The organism is Micromonospora sp. HM5-17 (assembly GCF_003762835.1).
Lineage (GTDB): Bacteria > Actinomycetota > Actinomycetes > Mycobacteriales > Micromonosporaceae > Plantactinospora.
The window spans coordinates 205,947-225,899 of sequence record NZ_RJWA01000002.1 but is presented as its reverse complement, the minus strand read 5'-3'; the positions used below and the strand labels follow the sequence as shown (position 1 = coordinate 225,899).

The following is a 19,953-nucleotide window of genomic DNA, read 5'->3' as shown; positions in this document are numbered from 1 at the left end:
CCACACCAGCCCCGCGCCGCGCGTCGCGTTCGCCCGACGTTCCGTGCGGCGTGGCCGGAGGAGGCAACGATGCGAGGAATCAGAGTGCGGGCGGCGAGACCGCTGTTGCGTGGCATCGCCGCCGCCGCGCTGGCGTTGGCCGTGGCCCTGACCGGAACCCCGACGCCGGCGAAGGCCAGGGCCAGCAACATCAGCTACTGGGTGTTCATCGACGTTCTCGTCAGCGCCTTCGAGAAGGGCCGAGACGGCAGATACACCCCGGGCGAGATCAACGAGCTGGTCCAGCAGGTCATCAGCGCCATCAACGGGACGAAGAACGACGTACTCGAGCGGCTCGACAGCCAGATCACCAACGAGCTGCGTGGCAAGGCCGAGGCGGCCCTGACCAAGGCCGAGATGCTGCGGGTGCCGTGGCTCGCCGGCCCGGCGATCAACAGCATGCACGACGCGGCGTACGCGGCCAAGGCGCACCTGGCCACGGTCAGCGAGTCGGACGCCGCGCTCAACGACGTGGGCAAGGCGATGATCGTGCTGTTCACGGAGCTCCACACCGCCTACCTCACGGTCGACGCCGAGGAGGGTACGAACCTCGCGCGGGCCCAACTGCCCTACTTCCGGCAGGGGCTGGAGTACCTCATCCAGGAGATGGCCCCGGATTGCACGTTCTCCGCGCATCCCCAGGGCGTCTGGCGGAGGTACATCTGCACATTCGCCGATCGAACCGTGACGGCCTGGTACTGGGCGCACAAGGACGAGTACTCCATCGACGACGGCCCGCCGATTCCCGGGCCCCTCGACCTGAAGCACGTCGAGGACTTTCTGATGGCCGACACCACCAGACCGCTTGCGCAGCAGACCCTGGACGTGTTGCTGCGCCAAGGCGTCCCACTCCCGTGACCCCCGTGATGCCCATCCGAGGAGGAAGCGCGCACATGAGACGGAGATTCGTCAACGGCGTCGTCGCCGCCACCGTCGCCGTGGTGCTCACCGTCAGCGGCACCACCCAGCCCGCCCAGGCAGCCTGGAAGGACTGGGCCAACATCATCGTGTCGGTGGCCCAGAGCCTCCTTGGTGGGGGCAATGACATCGAACGGGCCAAGCGGGAGATCATCGCCGCAGTCGAGAACGCCAAGCAGGAGATCCTCGACCACATCGACGCGATCGCCGCCGCCGATGTCGAGGCCTGCACCGAGGCGGCGGTCACCAAGATCGCCCAGATCGACAGCATGCCGGGGAGCCTGCTCGGCCCGTTCGTCAACGGTGCCGTCGACTGCGCGGCGCTGTCCAGGTCGTACTTCAACGCCGTGCAGAGCCTCTCCGCGGCCGACACCATCGGCAAGCTCATGGGGGTCATCCACGGGATCGCGATGGTCGGCTTCGCCAAGTACGGCCTCTCCACCACCGGCCTGCTCGACGGCGTGATCAGCGGCTACCAGGCGATCGTCACGAAACTGGCGCCGACGTGCAGCGAGCAGACGATTCGGGAGTACGACAGCATGGGGCGGGTCGTGACCGTCGAGATCCAGTACACCTGTGTGGCGTACAACGGTGACTCGGCGTGGGACTCCGAGCTGTACTACCGCGGCAGGCTGCAGGGACCGCCGCTGGACCGGGCCAGGGTCGACACGGAGGCCACCCGGAACACCAGCCGGTGGATCGCCCAGCAGGCGCTACCGACCCTGCAGGCGCTCCGGGCGCAGGTCTGACCCGACCGCGGTCCGAGGGCCCGCCGCTCCCCACGGCGGGCCCTCGGGTCGCGCGTCCCGCCACGACCTGCCCGAGTCGGCGCCCGGTCTGGGCCCGGAGCTCCGGCTGGCAGGTGTCCGCGTCGGCGGACCGCGGGTGGGTCGTCGCCCCCGCTACCCGCCCCGCCCGCAGCCGCTGCCACGACCTCGTCGGGATGCCGTGGCCGGCGAGCAGCTCGCCGGCCAGGAGCGTGGTGATCGCCGATCAGTCGGTGCCGGCCTCCATCGCCGCGTGGTCGAGCAGCGCGTCGGCCTCGGAGACCTCGCCTCGGGAGGCGATCGCCTCCGCGCCCCCCTCCGGCATCGCGCCGATCAGCCCGGTCGTTGTCGGCTGGGCGGAGCCGAGCAGGGCCGGATGCGGGCTGCCCCCGACCATGCCGAGTCGGGCGTACTGCTCGAGCTTGGTGCGCGAGTCCGCGATGTCGAGGTTGCGCATGGTGAGCTGGCCGATCCGGTCGGTCGGGCCGAAGGCGGAGTCCTCGGTGCGCTCCATCGACAGCTTGTCGGGGTGGTAGCTGAACGCCGGCCCGGTGGTGTCCAGGATCGAGTAGTCCTCACCGCGTCGCAGTCGCAGCGTCACCTCGCCGGTGACCGCGGACCCGACCCACCGCTGCAACGACTCGCGCAGCATCAACGCCTGCGGGTCCAGCCAGCGGCCCTCGTACAGCAACCGGCCGAGCTTCCGCCCCTCGGTGTGGTAGCTGGCCAGGGTGTCCTCGTTGTGGATCGCGTTGACCAGCCGCTCGTACGCCACGTGCAGCAGCGCCATCCCCGGCGCCTCGTAGATGCCCCGGCTCTTGGCCTCGATGATCCGGTTCTCGATCTGGTCGGACATGCCCAGGCCGTGCCGCCCGCCGATGGCGTTGGCCTCCAGTACGAGATCGACGGCGGAGGCGAACTCCTTGCCGTTGATCGTCACCGGCCTACCCTGCTCGAACCCGATGGTGACGTCCTCGGGGATGATCTCCACCTCGGGGTCCCAGAACCGTACCCCCATGATCGGCTCGACGATCTCGATGCCGGTGTCGAGGTGCTCCAGGGACTTCGCCTCGTGCGTCGCGCCCCAGATGTTGGCGTCGGTCGAGTACGCCTTCTCCACGCTGTCCCGGTAGGGCAGGTTGTGGGCGAGCAGCCACTCCGACATCTCCTTGCGGCCGCCCAGCTCGCTGACGAAGTCGGCGTCCAGCCACGGCTTGTAGATCCGTAGCGACGGGTTGGCGAGCAGGCCGTACCGGTAGAACCGCTCGATGTCGTTGCCCTTGAAGGTGGAGCCGTCTCCCCAGATCTGCACCCCGTCCTCGAGCATCGCGCGCACCAGCAGGGTGCCGGCGACGGCCCGGCCGAGGGGCGTGGTGTTGAAGTAGGTCCTGCCGCCGGACCGGATGTGGAAGGCGCCGCAGGCCAGGGCGGCCAGCCCCTCCTCGACCAGCGCCGCCCGGCAGTCGACCAGCCGGGCGACCTCCGCGCCGTACGCCAACGCCCGCCCCGGCACCGACTCGATGTCGGGCTCGTCGTACTGGCCGACATCGGCCGTGTACGCACAGGGCACGGCGCCCCTGTCGCGCATCCACGCGACCGCTACCGAGGTGTCGAGGCCGCCGGAGAAGGCGATCCCGACACGTTCACCGACAGGCAGGGAGGTGAGCACCTTGGACACGGGTCATAGTATTGCACAGAGCTGCATGGTCATGCAGCCTCCGGTCGAGGTCACCGGGTGACGCCGAGCACCAGCCAGCGGCCGGAGCGAATCCGCAGCAGGAGTCCGACCAGCCGAAGCAGCACAAAGAGCGTCAGTCCGGCCCAGATGCCGCCGAGGCCGAGATCGAGAAGGTGGCTCAGCCAGATCGCCGGGAGAAAGCCGCCGAGGGCGCCGGCCACGGTCAGGTCGCGGAGGTACCGGACGTCGCCGGCGCCGATCAGCACCCCGTCGAGCGCGAAGACGACGCCGGCCAGCGGCTGCATGGCGACGAACCACGGCCAGGCGAGCAGGGCCTGGTCGCGTACCTGCGGGTCGGCGCTGAACCAGCCCGGGATGATCCCGACGCCGGCGCCGATCAGCACGGCGAAGGCGATGCCGCAGAGTCCGCCCGCCACCGCGGTCCGCCGGGCGAGCATCCGGGCGCTCGCCGCGTCGCCGGCCCCGAGGGCCGCCCCGACCAGCGACTGGGCGGCGATGGCGAGCGCGTCCAGCAGCAACGCGGTGAAGAACCACAGCTGTAGCGCGATCTGGTGGGCGCCGACCGCCGCGACACCGAACCGGGCCGCGACGGTGGTCGCGGACAGGAAGCTGACCTGGAAGGCGGCGCCCCGGATCAGCAGGTCTCGGCTGAGCACGAGCTGGCGCGCGATGACCCGGGGCTGCGGGGCCAGCGGTACCCGCTCGACGACCAGCGCACCCGCGAAGAGCAGCCCGCAGAGCGTCTGGGCGACCGCGTTGGCGATCGCCGAGCCGACCAGGCCGAGCCCGACCACGTGAACCAGCACCGGGCAGAGCGCGGCCGAGAACAGGTTCGGGCCGAGCACGAAGTACACCGGTCGCCGGGTGTCCTGCACCCCCCGCATCCAGCCGTTGCCGGCCGCCGCGAGCAGGAGCCCGGGGGCGCCGAGCGCCGCGACCCGCAGCCAGAGCGCCGCGCCGTCGGCCACCTCGGCGGATTCGTCGCCGGCGAGGGTACGCGCCAACGGGCCGGCCACCACCTGCATGACGACCGACATCAGCAGGCCGGCGGCGAGGGCGAGCCAGGACGCCTGGACCCCCTCGGCGACCGCCGCGGGCCGGTCGCCGTACCCGAAGCGGCGGGCCGTCCGCCCGGTGGTGCCGTACGCCGTGACCGTGCCGATCCAGGCGACCAGCGTCATCACCGGTCCGCCGACGGCGAGCGCGGCCAACGGCACCGCGCCGAGGTGACCGAGCACGGCGGTGTCGACCAGCACGTAGAGCGGCTCGGCGGCCAGCACCACCAGGGCGGGCAGGGCCAACGTGGCGATCCGCCGGGCGGACGCCTCGACCGGCCGGGCGGACGCCTCGACCGGCCGGGCGGACGCCTCGACCGGCCCGGGTGGCGGCGCGGTTTCACGATCGCTCATGGGGAAGGATCCTGGCACGCGGCAGGTAAGGACTACAAGTCATCCCGTTACTTACACCGACCACCGCCGTGCCGACCGTCACCATCGCACCGGTGGCGCGAACGTCCTCGTCGTCGGAACGATGGCCCGTCCCGGCACACGGATCGTGACCCGTCCGCCACCCCGACCTCGGAATCGACGTCCATCACCCGAGTGGCGGTTCTGTGCCACGCTGCAGGGAAGAGCCCGATCCGGCAGCCACCGATCCGAACGCGCCGGCCCAGGGCGGTCTCGGGAAGGGGAGTCGTGATGCGTACCGGTGCGGGAGTCGTCACGGTCGTTGGCGCGTCGGTCGCGCTACTGGTGTCCGGGTGCGGCGCGGGCGAGCCGGCGGAGAAGCCCAACCTGCTCCTGGAGTACGCCAGGGCGGCCACCGTCACGAACGACAAGCACCCCCAGTTCCGCACCGCCTCCACCCCCGAGGATCGGCTCGCCAACGTCGCCGCCCACTACAGCCCGGAACAGATCCAGTACGACCTGCTGGCCGCCACGAGGTGCGACGAGGAGGACGGCTGCCGCCCGCCCGGTGCGGTCCACAGGGCGGCCGACGACTTCGCCGGGCCCGACGGGACGCTCTACCAGCGCTCCATCCTGGTCAAGCGGGAGGACGGGTCGCTGGAGGTGCTGGACGTGTACGTGGCGCGGAAACCCGACGACGGTGCACTCCTGATCGACAACACCGGCGACACCTACGAGGACCTGGAGGACTTCCGCGAACACAACGATCTGCTGGGCTCGGACGACTGGATCTACGCACCCGTCAACATCACCTCCGTACCCGGCGACGGCGAGGTGGTGACGGTCTCCGGGCACACCCCCTTCCGGTGGCAGCCCTGGGCGGTCGGCGGAATCGTGCTGACCGGGATCCTTGCCGGGGTCCTGGTACTCCACCGCCGCAGGGCCAACCGCAGCCCCTTCGACGCCGACTGGACGTGGCCCGCGCCAGACCACCCGGCACCCGATCAGCCCATGCCGGCACCCCACCGGCCCACGCCGGCGCCCGATCACCCCGCACCGCACCAGCGCAACGACCAGCCCGGCAGCGGGCTCGACGACCGGCCCGACGCCGCCGAACGGCCCACCGCCGGGTAGCGGGCCGGTCAAGCCCCAGCCGGAGCAGGCGCCGCCCCGGCCCGGCGGCTGCCGGCCTACTCCGACCGCTGCTCGGGGTGGACCGCGGTCAGAGGCCGAGAGCGTGGACGGCGGCCGGCAGGGTCGCCGCGGTCGCGATGTGACGGACGTCGTCGCGGTCCCGCAGCCACACCTGGCAGGTGCCGCCCTCGTAGTGAACGGCGACGGGCTGCCCCGCGTGGTGGCGGGCGAGCCGACGGAGCAGCGGTACGGGATCGTGGACGACGGCCGGCGTCGGGGCCTGCGGCACGGGGATCGGGACGATCGGATCGTCGGGGACGCTGCCGGCGATGACGAGTTCGAGGTAGTCGAGGCAGAACGCCACGGCCGCCTCCGGGGTGGCCCGGGTGGGTGGGTCGGCGGGAACGACCGGCGCCCCGGGCGGGCGGATCGTGACATCCCAGCTCTCCCCCTGCCCGAGCCGAAGGTCTCCGGCGTCCGGCGCGTGGTCGGTGAGCGTCACCGTGATGGCCAGGCGCAGCCCGAGGACGAGCCGCACCAGGTCGGCCACGGGTGGTACGTCGGGCCGGCGGGCCAGCACGAACCGTCGCGCCCCGGGCCGGCCCCGGCCGACCTGCCGGAGGTACGCGGTCAGCGGCTCGTCCCCGGCCCGGTGCAGGGTGACGGTGCCGTTCCGCAGGTCACGATCAACATCGCCACCGCCGTCGAGCTCAACCAGATCCTCGGGGCGTACGCCGAAGGCATGGGCCCAACCGCCGAGCCGGAACGGGGCCGGGAGCTGGTGCAGCGGCGCGCCGCCGGGGTGGGTGGCGACGACGGGTGCCGGCAGGCGCAGACCGGCCCGCCAGATGTGCTCACCGGCCTGCGGGAGGCCGTCGTCGGCCCACCAGACGAGTTCGCCGGCCTGCCAGCCCGCCGCGTCGACCCGCCAGGTCAGGTGCACGACCAGGCTGGTCAGATCGGTGATCGTCACGGTCACCCCGTCGTGGAGACGGTGGGTGTCACGGCAGGTGCGGCAGGGTAGCAGCAACGGTGCGCGGCCGGAGCCGCCGCAGGTCGGGCAGTCGGGGTCAATCCGTCCGGCGCCCAGCCGGCAGTCACAGCGGCGGAGCGGGAAGTCCGGGGCACAGTCGGGGCAGTCGACGGACGGGACGGGGGCGCCCCGCCACGACGGGGCCGGGGGTTCCCAGCCGCGCCGCAGCACCGCGCGACGCCGCTGGCAGAGCTGCCCGGCCGGCCTTTCGGTACGGATCTCGGCGGTGTCGGCGTGCAGCGTGGTGTGCCACCAACGACCGTCGCGCCAGATCGCCTGCGCCCCGGCGGTCGGGGCACCGGTCGCCAGGTCGACGCAGTCGGCGAGGATGCGTCGTTCGAGCCGATCCAGGTCGACGCGCGGCGGGTCGGCCGGTGGCCGGTCCCCCGCGTCCAGGTAGTACGCCGGGACGTGCCGGCCGCGTTCCTCCAGGCCGTAGAGGGCGTCCAGGTCGCCGGTGGCGGCGATCGCCTGGGCCAGGTTGTCGGCGTCCCGCCCGGGCTCGCACGGGACCGGTCCGCCCGGCACCTCGTACCGGAGGTACCAGCTGAAGCCGGCCCCGTCCGAAGCCCGGCGGCGGGCCTCGACGACCAGATCGAGGCAGAGCAGACCGGCGAGTCGGCAGCGCCGGCCCAGCTCGGCCGCGGGGTCGCGGGGTGGGGCTGCGACGGTACGGCCGAGATAGAGCCGCCACGGCTCACGGGCCTCCCCGGCGAGCGCCTCCGCCTCCAGCGTCCTCCGGGACGCATCCGGCAGCTCCGGCCGCCAGCCGCGTGGCAGCAGCACCAGCGGGCCGTCCGGCGAGCCCGGCTGCCGTACGTCACTCCACGAGCCGACGTCGACCGTGGCGGCCAGTTCGCGCAGCAGCGGGGCCAGCGGCAGGCACCAGCGCTGGCCGTTGCCGGGCCAGCGTACCGGCTCCACCACCCCGGGTACGACGTTCGCCGAGGCCACCGCCCCGGTGTCCAGGTTCGCCATCGTCAACACAAGCTGCGCGCGGCGCCGTCCGGTCTGCCCGCAGTCGGGGCACGGCTGGTCGCCCATGCCGGCCCTCGGACAGAGCAGGCAGTCGTGGTACGGCTCCCCGCGCGACCGGACCTCCTCGTCCGCCATCCGCCGGTCACCCCCATAGGTACGACAGTGCAGGCGACCAGGGTGACCGTCAGACCGTCACCCGAGCGGCACAACGTGGACAGTCGGGATGCGGGCTTCCTCTATTCTTCGCAGGTGGTGATCGGCCAACCACGCAGGCGTACGGCCGAGGCGCCTGCGCCGGTGCCCACGTCCAGCCCAGCGCCAGCAGCCAGCACATGGGGAGGAACCGAATGGCCAGCATCGAGGAAGTCAAGGCGGCGCTGATGCAAGCCGCCGAACAGAGCGCCAACGCGCTCAACCAGATCCGCTCCGCCACCGAGCAGACCGAGCAGGTCCTCACCCGTCTCCGGGCTGTTGCCGCCGGCACCAACCACCCCAAGGTCGCGGAGGCCATCCAGCGCGCCGAGCAGACCAGGCAGCGGCTGGCGGAGGCCGCTACCCTGATCCAGGGCAGCGGCGGCGCCGCCCGCGAGTACGTCAGCGTCCTGGGCTGACGACACCCGACGGCGGCGGTCGAGGACGCGTGTCGGTGGAGACCGCTCGGTTGACGGACGCCATCGGGCCGGCGGCAGCGCGGTGGCCGACACCATCGACACGAGTGGACAGTGCCGAGGGACCGGGTCGCCGTGCCGACCTGGTCCCTCGCCCTGGCCGTCGTCGTGGCCCGAGGGCTTCGACCCCGAGTCCGTCACCGGCTGACCCCACCCGGCGCCGCACCCCGCCGGCCCGGGATCCGCGCCGGTCCGCACCCGGTGCCGCCCGGCGGGGCGCCCCATGCACCCGGGACCGTCGAAACCCAACGCCTGGAGTACGGTGGACGGGTCATTTGAAACCTTTGCGGCTGTATGCAGGATGGGTCAGGCCTGAGCAACCGCGTGGTCGTCGACCGCGCGGGCACCGGCACCACCTGGGCGGCGATCGGCCCGGCTCGCCGACGCTGCGGTGAGGTGGCCGCGTACCGGCTGGCCGCATCCAGCGGGACGGCCGCGGGAGCCTCCGGGCCGCTCCCGCACCCGGGCAGCTCGTCCGGACGGCAGTCGCCGCGCGTCAGCCGCAGTCCGACCGGTCTCAATGGAGGCAACACACTGATGACCACCCCGCATGGTGCGCCGACACCCGGGCCCAACTGGGGAGGACCTCAGCCCCCGCCATCGCAGCAGGTCCCGCCGGGCCAGCCGCCCGCCGCGTCGGCTCCGGCCGGGCAGCCGTACCCGCCACCGCCCCAGCCTCCGGCCGGGGCGCCGTCCCCCGGCGGGATACCCGGCCAGGCTCCGTACCCGACCGTACCGGGACAGCCCGGTGCCCAACCGGCGGGACAGCAGCCGTACGCAGGATCACCGAATCCGGCGTTCGGCGCGCCCCCACCGGCGCCCAAGCCGTCCCGGCGTGGCCCCCTTCTCCTGCTGGGCGCTCTCGGCGTCGTGGTCCTGCTGGTGCTGGCCGGAGCGGGCATATGGGTCGCGGCCACCCAGTTCGGTGGTGACGGTGGCGGTGGCGGTGGCAAGGGCCGCGGCGGCATCGGCACCCTGAAGCTGGCCTGGTCCATGGACCTCAAGAAGCCCGCCGAGGGTGAACCGAACAACGCCTACGCGATGCTGGGTAGCTGGATGCTCGACCAGACCCTGGTACGTGCGCAACACGACAAGGTGACCGCGTTCACGCTTGCGGATGGCAAGGAGGCCTGGAGCATTCCGGTGCCCCAGGGCACGACGGTGTGCACCACCTCGCCGGACCCGGCAGATGGGGTGGTGGCTGTGGTCTACGGTCCCAAGGACCGGTGTGACCAGATGGCCACAATCGATCTCAACAGCGGCCAGCGGAAGTGGACGGTGAAGATCCCCTTCCGGGTGATGGAGCCGGACATTCCCCTCAGCGACATGGTGCTGGATCCCCGCCCTGTCCCTCAGGTGATCACCGTGGGTGACAGCGTACTCGTGTACGCGGAGAACAAGGACTACGACCGAGAGATCGTCGTGTACTCGATCACGGACGGGACGCGGCGCTGGGGGACGGAAGACCGCTGTTCCTTCCTGGGGCTGAACGCCGACGAGAAGACCGTGGTCGTGGGTCAGACGTGCCTGGACCAGTACGCCGTGCTCGGGCTCGACATGGCGACCGGCGCGGAGAAGTGGCGCACCTCCCTGACCAAGGAGCAGGAGGTGGACCGCGTCCTGTCGGTGTCGCCGACCATCCTCGCCGCGGACGAGGCAACCGGGCCCGGTAACCTCGTGGTGCTCGACGACGCCGGAAAGGTCATGCACACGATTCCCCGCATCGTCGACAACGTCGAGTTCGCGAAGGCCGGCCCGGATACCTTCAGCTTCCCCTACCTCGTCAGCGACGACACCCTGTACGTGCAGCTGGACCGCAAGATCGACGTATCCGACGGCCAGATCGTCGCGTTCGACCTCAAGAGCGGTCAGGTCAAGTGGAAGTCGACCGGGCACACCTGGAAGCCCACCATGATCAGGATCGCCGACGAGGGACTGCTGGCGTTGGAGGCCAGCCCGAACGACGGCTCCGTCCGACTGGTACGTGTCGACCTGGGCAGTGGCAAGGTGAGCGACGTGGCCCAGGGGCCCGACGGTGTCATCAACGCATTCGACAAGTACCAGATGTATGAGCGGAACGGCACAGTCGCGATCATGACCGCGCCCTGGACCCCTCTCGAGATGGAGAAGGCGATCTGGGTGTTGCGACCGGAATCCTGATCCGCCGACGTCACGCCGGTGCTGCTGCCGGCTCGGCAGCCGTCCGGGGGGGCGCCGCGCCCCCGCCCCCTGGCCTGCCAATCCGCTCCGACGACTCGGACCGGACGTCTTCGAACCGGATGCCCGCGTGTGCGCGGGATCCAGGCGCCCCGCACGGCGCGGGTCGCCGGGCCGGGCGAGGGCGGCTGGTCGCGCGTTGCCGAACGCCCCCACAGTGGACCACCGCCCGCCCGGGTGCCACCTGCCGCCCCATCGGTCGGCATGCCCGCCAGGGATCGGACGGCGATCCCGACCGGTCAGGTCCGGGTGGACGTCCGAGCCGGGCAGCCACGGCCGGCTCGCGCTCGCTGGCGGGGGCTCGGGACCGACGACACGTCCCGGGTACCACTCACGACCGGGGTTCCCACGGCCGGGGGTCGGGAGCGGGCGTCGGAGCAGTGGTCACTGACGGGTGTCCATCGAGATCTGCAGTGCACGCCGGGCCTGCTCCCGGGCCTCGTCGGTGATGTCCGGCTTGGGCTTGCTGGGCTGTGCCGCCATGGGAGAACTCCTTCCAGGGCATGTGGCGCGGCGCTGCCGCGCTTCCAGCGGCGGGTCCTGCTGAGTCAGCCTCGGCGCGGCGGTCCGGGTTCTCCGGACGGATACGGCCAGGGCAGCGTGAGCCCGGGTCGGTCGACCCTGGAGGTGGGCGATCTGCGCGGCTGCCGGGCGGCCCGCTCGGGTGGAGCGGGCGTGCCCGGTCCTAGGTGTCGTCCTCGACCCTAGGTATCGTTCAGTTCCGCTACCCAAGTTATCGTTCAGGTCCACATCCTGTGCGGCATTCCCGCCATCCGGGACACGCCCTGGAACGGCGGCGCCCCTGACGCGCGCCCGGGCTGCACGTCAGCGGCCCGACCGCGATCCGCGCGCTCTGGTGGGCGCCCGTGCCGTACGCGTGGTGGGTCACCCGGTCATCGGGCGAAGAAGTGCCACCCCATCCACCACCAGAACCCGATCACCGCGATCCGGCCCACCGGCACCGGGCCCACCTCGTACCGCATCACGTACGCGCAGACGTCACCGAAGGTCGGAATCCGGGAGTTCTCCCGGCGGGCGGCCCACTCGACCACCGCGAAGAGCACCAGGGCCGTCAGGAACCCCGTGATCGCGACGAGCCTCATCGGCGCACCAGCCCCCAGAACGCCCACAGCCAGGCGAAGTACGCCGCGGATCGCACGAGCGAACCCTCCAGCAGCGGATCGGCGAGCTTGGAGAAGGTCGGAAAGTCGTCCCGGGAGCCGAGCAGGAAGGTGGCCGCCTCGAACACCCCGAAGATGAGGACCGGCACCAGCCACCAGCCGGCGCCGGCGGTCAACCGCTGGGGCACGGCCCGTCGGGGAAACCGAGGCGAGAGCCCCACCCAGGCGAGCGCCCCGCCCAGGCCGATCGAGTAGAGGTTCGCCGCGGTCGAGAAGGAGGGAAGCTGGCCACCTATCAGGGAGAGGAAGGCGAGGATCGGGACCGAGAAGACCGGTCGGTCCCAGGCCCGGGGCACATCGGCGGAGAGCTCCGGTTGTTGGTCCATCAACCGATTGTCGCCAAGCCGACGCCGAGCGGAAAGCTCAACGCCGGCGCGGCTCACTGCTGATCTTGCAGCTCAGACCCGCTCTGGGGCGCCCCGGCACCGGGGGCGGGCGCCGATTCGGTCTCGACCGCCTCGCCACCGACACCCCGCGCCAGCTCCGCCCGGATCGCCGCGACCACGTCCGAGATGGCGCCGTACGCGGTGAAGCCGGCCGCCAGCCGGTGCCCGCCGCCGCCGAGCGCCACCGCCACCCGGCTCACGTCCGTGGCGCCCTTGCTGCGCATCGAGACCGCCCACTCCGCCTCGGCGACCTGCTTCAGCACGAAGCTCACGTCGGCCTCCGCGGTGCAGCGGACCGAGTCGATCAGCGCCTCCAGGGTGTACGGTCGCTGCCCGTGTCGGGCCAGGTCCTCCAGGGTCGCGTACGTCCAGACCATGCCCCGACCGCCCACCGCCGCCGGCTCCAGTTTGGTACGCGCCAACACGTCCCCGTAGAGCCGGACCGCCCCGTACGGACGAGTGTCGAAGATCCGCCGGGAGATCTCGCCGGGCTGGATGCCGGTGGCGAGCAACCGCGCCGCCATCTCGTGCACCGCCGGGGTGGTCATGTCGAAGCGGAACGAGCCGGTGTCGGTCGCCAGTGCGATGTAGAGGCACTCGGCGATCTCCCGGTCGAGCGGCGCGCCGAGCCGGTCGAGCAGTTGCTCCACCACCACCGAGGTCGCGGCGGCCTCGGCGTCCACCAGGTGGATCCCGCCGAACCGGGTGTTCGAGGCGTGGTGGTCCAGCACCAGGGCGGTGCCGGCCCGCTCCAGCCGGTCGGCCAGCTCACCGAGCCGAGACACCGCGGCGACGTCGAAGCAGATCACCAGGTCCGGGTCGGGATACGCCTGGACCGCCGGCACCAGCAGGTCGAGGCCGGGCATGCCCTGGAACGGCTCCGGCACCTCCGGCCGTCCCGGGAAGGTGGCCTGAAGCTGCCGTACGCCGAGCCGACGCAGCCCCAGGCCGAAGCCGAGCATGCTGCCGAGCGCGTCTCCGTCGGGGTTGACGTGGCAGATGAGCAACACTCGGCCATCGGCGGGGAGCCCGGTGACCGCCGCCACCGCCGCCGCCCAGTCCGCGTCCGTCGGCCGTCCCGCCGTCGGCGGCGTGAGGTCGGCGAGCAGGGCGCCGCCGGTCACCGCCGGTCACCAGGGGCGCCGGCCGGCGGGGTGTCGTCGTGGCCCCGGTCGCCCTCGTCGATCTCGTCGTCGTCCAGCCGGTACGGCTGCGCGTCACCCGCGTACTCCGCCTGGGCCGCGAGGCGCCGCACCTCGGCGTCCGCGTCCCGCGCCGCCGCCAGCAGGTCGTCGATGCGCTTGACCTGGTCCTGCACGTTGTCCAGGACGAACGACAGGGTCGGCGAGTGGCGCAGCCCGAGCGCCTTGCCGACCGTGCTGCGCAGGAGCCCCTTCGCGCTCTCCAGCGCGGCGGCGGTGGACGCCCGCTCCGTGGTGTCGCCGAGCACCGTGTAGTAGACCGTGGCGTCCCGAAGGTCGGGCGTGATCCGGGCGTCGGTGATGGTGATCATGCCGAGTCGCGGATCCTTGATCTGGGTACGCACCACCGAAGCCACCAGCTCCCGCACGCGTTCCGCGTGCCGGCGCACCCGGGCCGGGTCCGTCATCTCCACACCTCCACGGCGTCCTGCTTCCCGGCCGGGCCGACGGCGCCCCGCGCCGTGGCCGGACCGGCCGACCTGCTGAACACTACCCGCGCGGCGGGCGGCCGTGCCGCCGCCGTCGTCATCCGCCGCCCCGGGCCGGCTCCGCCTCCAGGTGCCGCCCCTCAGTCATCCTCGCCGTGCAGACGCCGCCGTACGGAGAGCAGCTCGACCTCTGGCCGGCCGGCGACGAGCCGCTCACAGGCGTCCAGCACCTCGCCGACGTGGCGCGCCTCCGAGGCGACCAGCGCGACCCCGATCTGGGCTCGGCCGTACAGGTCGAGGGCGCCCACCTCGGCGGCCGAGACCTCGAACCGGCGCAGGGCGGCGACGATGGGCCGGACGTACGACCTCTTCGCTTTCAGCGAACGCGAGTCCCCGGGCAACAACAGGTCGAATACCGCGGTTCCGGTGTACACGGCGGAAGGGTACGCCATCGCGTCACGCCTGATCACCGCCGGTCCGGGCGCCACGGCGCTACCCCCGACACCGATCCACCGGCGATCCTCCGACACCGCGCCGGTCGGTGGGCAACGCGGAGGCCCCGACCGGCGAAGACGCCGGTGGCCGGGACCCGCGGGCCCCGGCCACCGATGTCGATTCCGCTCAGGTGCGCGGCTTCTCGCGCATCTCGAACGTCTCGATGATGTCGCCGATCTGGATGTTGTTGAAGTTGCTCAACGTCAGACCGCACTCGAAGCCCTCACGGACCTCGGTGGCGTCATCCTTGAACCGCTTGAGCGAGCTGATCGTGAGGTTGTCCGCCACGACCGTCCCGTCACGCAGCAGCCGCGCCTTGGCGTTACGGCGGATGACCCCGGAGCGGACGACGCAACCGGCGATGTTCCCGACCTTGGACGAGCGGAAGATGTCGCGGATCTCCGCGCTGCCCAGCTCGACCTCCTCGAACTCCGGCTTGAGCAGGCCCTTGAGCGCCGCGTCGATCTCCTCCAGGGCCTGGTAGATGACGGTGTAGTACCGGATCTCCACGCCCTCGCGCTCGGCGATCTCCCGGACCTTGTTCGAGGCCCGGACGTTGAACCCGATGATGGTCACCGCCTCCGAGGAGGCGCTGGCCAACATCACGTCGCTCTCGGTGATCGCACCGACGCCCCGGTGGATGATCCGCAGCTGGACCTCGTCCGGGATGTCGAGCTTGAACAGCGCGTCCTCCAAGGCCTCGACCGAACCCGAGCCGTCACCCTTGAGCACCAGGTTGAGCGAGGTCTTCTCGCCCTCCCGGAGCTGCTCCATGATCGTCTCCAGGCTGGGCCGGCGCTGGGAGTTGGCGAAGCTCGCCGCCCGCCGCCGCGCCTGCCGCTGCTCGGCGATCTGCCGGACCGTACGGTCGTCCTCGGCCGCCAGGAAGGTGTCACCCGCGCCCGGCACCGAGGTCAGACCGAGGACCATGACCGGACGGGACGGGCCGGCCTCGGTGACCGGCTTGCCGTTCTCGTCGAACATGGCCCGGACCCGGCCGTGGGCCCCGCCGGCGACGATCGAGTCGCCGGCCCGCAGGGTGCCCTTCTGCACCAGGACGGTCGCGACCGCGCCACGCCCCTTGTCCAGGTGCGCCTCGATCGCCACGCCCTGCGCCGGCCCGTCGACCGGAGCGGTCAGCTCCAACGCCGCATCCGCCGTGAGCAGCACGGCCTCGAGCAGGTCCTCGATGCCGATACCGGGCTTGGCCGCCACGTTGACGAACATGGTGTCGCCGCCGTACTCCTCGGCGACCAGGCCGTACTCGGTCAGCTGCTGGCGGACCTTGTCCGGGTTCGCCTCGGGCTTGTCGATCTTGTTGACCGCCACCACGATCGGTACGTCGGCCGCCTTGGCGTGGTTGAGCGCCTCGATCGTCTGCGGCATGACGCCGTCGTCGGCGGCGACCACCAGGATGACGATGTCGGTCACCTGCGCACCACGGGCACGCATGGCGGTGAACGCCTCGTGACCCGGGGTGTCGATGAAGGTGATCGCCCGTTCCTGGCCCTCGTGCGACACGGTGACCTGGTACGCGCCGATGTGCTGGGTGATGCCACCGGCCTCGCCCTCGACCACGTTCGCCTTGCGGATCGCGTCGAGCAGCTTGGTCTTACCGTGGTCGACGTGACCCATGACGGTCACCACCGGCGGGCGACTGACCAGGCGGTCCGAGTCGACCTCGGCGTCGAGGTTGATGTTGAACTGGGCCAGCAGCTCGCGGTCCTCGTCCTCGGGGCTGACGATCTGCACGTCGAAGCCGAGGTGCTCGCCGAGCAGCATCAGCGTGTCGTCGGAGCAGGACTGGGTCGCGGTGACCATCTCGCCCAGGTTGAACATCTCCTGGACCAGCGAACCGGGATTCGCGTTGATCTTGTCCGCGAAGTCCGACAGCGACGCACCACGCGGCAGCCGGATGACCTGGCCCTGGCCGCGCGGAGCGCCCGAGCTCATGGTCGGCGCCGACAGGTTGTCGAACTCCTGTCTGCGCTGCTTCTTGGACTTGCGACCCCGGGTCGGCCGGCCACCCGGGCGCCCGAAGGCACCCGCGGCGCCACCACCGCGGCCGCGGCCGCCACCGCCGGGACGCCCCGCGCCACCGGCGGGAGCGCCACCACCGCCGCGGAAGCCACCGCCGCCACCGCCGCGGAAACCGCCGCCACCGCCGCCACCGGGGCCGCCACGGAAGGCACCGCCACCGCCGCCACCGCCGCGGAAACCACCACCACCGGGCCTACCGGCACCGCCCGGACCGGGGCGACCCGGCGTACCGGGGCGGCCGGGGCGCTGCGCCGGCATGGATGCGGGGCTGGGCCGAGGCGGCATCGAGGCCGGGCTCGGCCGAGGCGGCATGTTGGCCGGGTTGGGCCGGGGACCGCTGGGTGTGGCCGGGCGCTGCCCGCTCGGGGTGATGCCGAAGGGGTTGTTGCCGCCGCTGCGCGCCGGCGGACGGGCACCGGGCCGGGGGCCGGGGGTCGGGGTGCCGGGGGGCGCCGGCCGCGCCGCCGGTGAGCCCGGACGCGGCGGAATGGTGCCCGGTCCCGGCTTCGGGCGGGCCGTGGCGGTGCCGCCGTCGGCGGGACGCTCCGGCCGCGCGGTCTCCGCCCGCTGCTGTTGCTGCTCCCGAGCCGCCTGGGCGGCCTGGGCCGCCTTGACGGTCGCCTCCTGCTCGGCCTTCAGGGCCGCGGCCCGCGCCTCGGCGGCGGCGACCTCGATGTCGTGGGCGCTCGCCGGCTTGGCGGGAGCGGCCGGAGGCGGACCCGGCACCGGTCCCTTCGGCTTCACCGGCGGGGTCATCCGGCGCGGCGGCGCCGGCTTCGCGGAGATCCTGGGCTCGCCACCATCCGGGGTCGGGGACGCCTTCGGCGTCGGCGGTGCCGGCGGAGCCGCGGGGGCCGCCGACGCCTCCTGGGCCTGCGAGAAGGCGCCACGCAGCCGACGGGCCACCGGGGCCTCGACAGTGCTCGACGCGGACTTGACGAACTCGCCCATCTCCTTCAACTTGGCGAGAACGGTCTTGCTTTCGACCCCGAGCTCCTTAGCCAGCTCGTGTACACGGGCCTTACCTGCCACTGCACTCCTCACTCCGAGGTCGTGCGGGCAGCACCCGCACCGACCTCACTCGTGCACTTGAAGCCTGGTCATTTCTGCGACTTCATCGTGTGCTCATGTCGGTCGTCCTACCTTGCTTGCGGTCCGTTGCGTCGACCCCGCCCGATCCACCGACCGGTCGTGGTGTGTCAACGCCTTGGAGGTGCTCGGCCAACTCACTCGCGTCGGGTACGCCAGCGATGCGCAGCGCCCGCCCGAAGGCACGGCGCCGCAGTGCCAGCGTCAGGCAGGCCGGATCGGGATGCAGGTGCGCTCCCCGTCCCGGCAGCCTACGGGACGGGTCAGGTCGGAGACTGTGACCAGTCTCATCGACGACCGCAACCACCCGCAGCAGCTGGCCGGCAGGCGCTCGCCGCCGGCAACCCACACAGGTGCGTTCCGGCCACGCGCGTCGTACCACTGAAGAAGTCTACCCCTACCCTGCCGAGATCGCGCCGTCCGCCTCCGCCGCGTGATCAGCATTGCCCTGCCGGCCGGGGGACGCCGGACCCGACATCTGGTCGGTATCGGGACGGATGTCGATACGCCAACCGGTAAGCCGGGCGGCGAGCCGGGCATTCTGCCCTTCACGTCCGATGGCGAGGGAGAGCTGGAAATCCGGGACGGTCACCCGTGCGGTCCGGGTCGCCGCGTCGACGACCTCGACCCGCAACGCCTTCGCAGGGGAGAGGGCGTTGCCGACGAAGGTCGCCGGATCCTCCGACCAGTCGATGATGTCGATCTTCTCTCCGTGCAGCTCGCTCATCACCGCCCGGACCCGCTGGCCCATCGGGCCGATACAGGCGCCCTTGGCGTTCACCCCCGGCACCGTGGACCGTACCGCGATCTTGGTGCGGTGACCCGCCTCGCGGGCGATCGCCGCGATCTCGACCGTCCCGTCGGCGATCTCCGGCACCTCGAGGGCGAAGAGCTTCTTCACCAGGTTGGGATGGGACCGCGACAGGGTGATCTGCGGGCCGCGGAACGTCTTGGCCACGTGCACCACGACGCAGCGGATCCGCTGGCCGTGCTCGTACAGCTCACCGGGCACCTGCTCGGACTGCGGCAGCACCGCCTCGACCTTGCCGAGGTCGACCGAGACGATCCCCTTCTCGGCCCGCGCCTCGTGTGCCTGGATGACACCGGTGACCAGGTCGCCGTCCCGGCCCGCGTACTCGCCGAAGTGCACCTCGTCGGTGGCCTCGCGCAGCCGTTGGAGAATCACCTGCTTCGCGGTCATCGCGGCGATTCGGCCGAAGTCGTGCGGGGTGTCGTCGACCTCCCGGATGACCGTCCCCTGCTCGTCCAGTTCCTGGGCGTAGACGCTGGCCTCGCCGGTCTTCCGGTCGATCTCGACCCGGGCGTGTGCCCGGGCCCCCTCGGTGTGCCGGTACGCCGTCAGCAACGCAGTCTCGATCGCCGCGAGGATCGTGTCGAACGGGATCTCTCGCTCGCGCTCCAGGGCGCGCAACGCCGCGAGGTCGATGTTCACCGCTCCTCGCCCTCCACATCTTCGTCGTCGCCGTCTTCGAGGTCGTCATCGCCGCCGGCCAGATCGTCCTCGGCGATCTCGTCGAGCCGGCTGAACTCCACCTGGACCCGGCCCGGGCCGAGTTCCGGGTACGTCCATTCGGTCAGGCCGTCGTCGGTACGCAGCACCACCCGCTGCTCGTCCGCCTCGACCACCCGCCCGGTGAGCTTCCGCGGCCGCCGCTCGGCCTCCGCCGCGTCGGGAGCGGCGGGCGTCACGGTCACCTTCACCAGCCGGCCCACGTTCCGCCGCCAGTGGCGGGGCAGGGTCAGCGGCCGGTCGACCCCGGGGGAGCTCACCTCGAGCTGGTACTCCCCGGCGACCAGGTCACCGCCGGTCTCCTCCGCCTGGTCGAGCGCCTTGGAGAGGGCTCGGGATACGTCCGCCACCGCGTCCAGGTCGACGCCGCCGTCGCGGTCCACCACCACCCGGACCACGTGCCGGCGCCCGGCCCGGGACACCGACAGGTCCTCCAGGTCGTAGCCGGCGGCGACGACCACCGGTTCGATCACGGTGCGCAGCCGGTGTCGCCGGGCAGGCGTGTCGTCCCGGGGACGCCCGGGAGCGCGCTGGTCCGTCCTCGGCCGGCCTGCGACACGGCCACGCTGCGTCATCTCCGCCCCCTCTCACGGTCACCGGCCACCGTCCGGTGGCCATACCAGCGTGCCACCGGACAGTCGCGTCCGGCGGCTGCGCAGAGCGTAACGCGCTGCCGCGCTCGGGGCAGGGTCGGCGCACCGACGACCCGGCCGGTCCGCCGGGCCGGGGCCGACCCCGGCGG

Annotated in this window: 15 protein-coding genes and 2 pseudogenes; 5 read left to right on the top strand and 12 right to left on the bottom strand. The window is 72.2% G+C overall.

Annotation, left to right across the window (positions count from 1 at the left end):
• The first annotated feature begins 69 nt into the window (after positions 1-69).
• Positions 70-897, top strand: coding sequence for a hypothetical protein (locus tag EF879_RS06285; protein ID WP_148086368.1), 828 nt, complete (start codon positions 70-72; stop codon positions 895-897).
• A 35-nt stretch (positions 898-932) separates the two neighbouring features.
• Positions 933-1,706 (top strand): hypothetical protein, encoded by a 774-nt coding sequence (locus EF879_RS06280; protein WP_123555759.1) that lies wholly within the window; start codon positions 933-935, stop codon positions 1,704-1,706.
• A 244-nt stretch (positions 1,707-1,950) separates the two neighbouring features.
• Here the strand turns inward: EF879_RS06280 and argG are convergent, their stop codons facing one another.
• Together argG and EF879_RS06270 are read right to left on the bottom strand one after the other, a co-directional pair.
• The gene (argG, locus tag EF879_RS06275) at positions 1,951-3,402 is read right to left on the bottom strand and encodes an argininosuccinate synthase (RefSeq protein WP_123555757.1); all 1,452 of its coding nucleotides are present in this window, start codon (positions 3,400-3,402) and stop codon (positions 1,951-1,953) included.
• A 50-nt stretch (positions 3,403-3,452) separates the two neighbouring features.
• Positions 3,453-4,832, bottom strand: a complete 1,380-nt coding sequence (locus EF879_RS06270; RefSeq protein WP_123555755.1) for an MATE family efflux transporter — start codon at positions 4,830-4,832, stop codon at positions 3,453-3,455.
• 288 nt (positions 4,833-5,120) lie between these two features.
• Here EF879_RS06270 and EF879_RS27520 point away from each other — a divergent pair, with 288 nt between their 5' ends.
• Entirely contained in the window at positions 5,121-5,963 is an 843-nt protein-coding gene (locus tag EF879_RS27520) for a hypothetical protein (protein WP_123555750.1), read from the top strand.
• An 88-nt stretch (positions 5,964-6,051) separates the two neighbouring features.
• Here EF879_RS27520 and EF879_RS06260 read toward each other — a convergent pair whose 3' ends face one another.
• Positions 6,052-8,109 carry a hypothetical protein gene (locus tag EF879_RS06260; protein ID WP_123555748.1) on the bottom strand — a complete coding sequence of 686 codons (2,058 nt, stop codon included), beginning with the start codon at positions 8,107-8,109 and terminating at the stop codon, positions 6,052-6,054.
• A 197-nt stretch (positions 8,110-8,306) separates the two neighbouring features.
• Here EF879_RS06260 and EF879_RS06255 point away from each other — a divergent pair, with 197 nt between their 5' ends.
• Entirely contained in the window at positions 8,307-8,585 is a 279-nt protein-coding gene (locus EF879_RS06255; RefSeq protein ID WP_233604268.1) for a hypothetical protein, read from the top strand.
• Positions 8,586-9,512: 927 nt separating this feature from the next.
• A complete protein-coding gene (locus EF879_RS06250; protein ID WP_123555746.1) occupies positions 9,513-10,802 on the top strand; it encodes a PQQ-binding-like beta-propeller repeat protein in 1,290 nt (429 codons plus the stop codon).
• Between the two features lie 950 nt (positions 10,803-11,752).
• Here EF879_RS06250 and EF879_RS06245 read toward each other — a convergent pair.
• The 9 genes and pseudogenes from EF879_RS06245 to rimP form a co-directional block, all read right to left on the bottom strand.
• The gene (locus tag EF879_RS06245; protein ID WP_123555744.1) at positions 11,753-11,962 is read right to left on the bottom strand and encodes a DUF6186 family protein; all 210 of its coding nucleotides are present in this window, start codon (positions 11,960-11,962) and stop codon (positions 11,753-11,755) included.
• Positions 11,959-12,366 (bottom strand): hypothetical protein, encoded by a 408-nt coding sequence (locus EF879_RS06240; protein WP_123555742.1) that lies wholly within the window; start codon positions 12,364-12,366, stop codon positions 11,959-11,961. Before EF879_RS06240 ends, EF879_RS06245 begins: the two co-directional genes overlap by 4 nt.
• Positions 12,367-12,506: 140 nt before the next feature.
• Positions 12,507-13,550, bottom strand: a pseudogene (locus EF879_RS06235) (bifunctional oligoribonuclease/PAP phosphatase NrnA); the annotation flags it as partial.
• Positions 13,547-14,035: a 30S ribosome-binding factor RbfA gene (gene rbfA / locus EF879_RS06230; protein ID WP_123556795.1), complete on the bottom strand. Its 489-nt coding sequence runs from the start codon at positions 14,033-14,035 to the stop codon at positions 13,547-13,549. The gene rbfA and the pseudogene EF879_RS06235, both read right to left, overlap by 4 nt.
• 161 nt (positions 14,036-14,196) lie before the next feature.
• Positions 14,197-14,490 (bottom strand): DUF503 domain-containing protein, encoded by a 294-nt coding sequence (locus tag EF879_RS06225; RefSeq protein WP_123556792.1) that lies wholly within the window; start codon positions 14,488-14,490, stop codon positions 14,197-14,199.
• Between the two features lie 187 nt (positions 14,491-14,677).
• Positions 14,678-17,623, bottom strand: coding sequence for a translation initiation factor IF-2 (infB, locus tag EF879_RS06220; protein WP_123555740.1), 2,946 nt, complete (start codon positions 17,621-17,623; stop codon positions 14,678-14,680).
• A gap of 93 nt (positions 17,624-17,716) precedes the next feature.
• Positions 17,717-18,062: pseudogene (locus tag EF879_RS06215) on the bottom strand (YlxR family protein).
• 15 nt (positions 18,063-18,077) lie between these two features.
• A complete protein-coding gene (gene nusA, locus EF879_RS06210) occupies positions 18,078-19,133 on the bottom strand; it encodes a transcription termination factor NusA (protein ID WP_123555737.1) in 1,056 nt (351 codons plus the stop codon).
• Positions 19,130-19,786 (bottom strand): ribosome maturation factor RimP, encoded by a 657-nt coding sequence (rimP, locus tag EF879_RS06205; RefSeq protein WP_123555735.1) that lies wholly within the window; start codon positions 19,784-19,786, stop codon positions 19,130-19,132. Before rimP ends, nusA begins: the two co-directional genes overlap by 4 nt.
• Between the last annotated feature and the right edge of the window lie 167 nt (positions 19,787-19,953).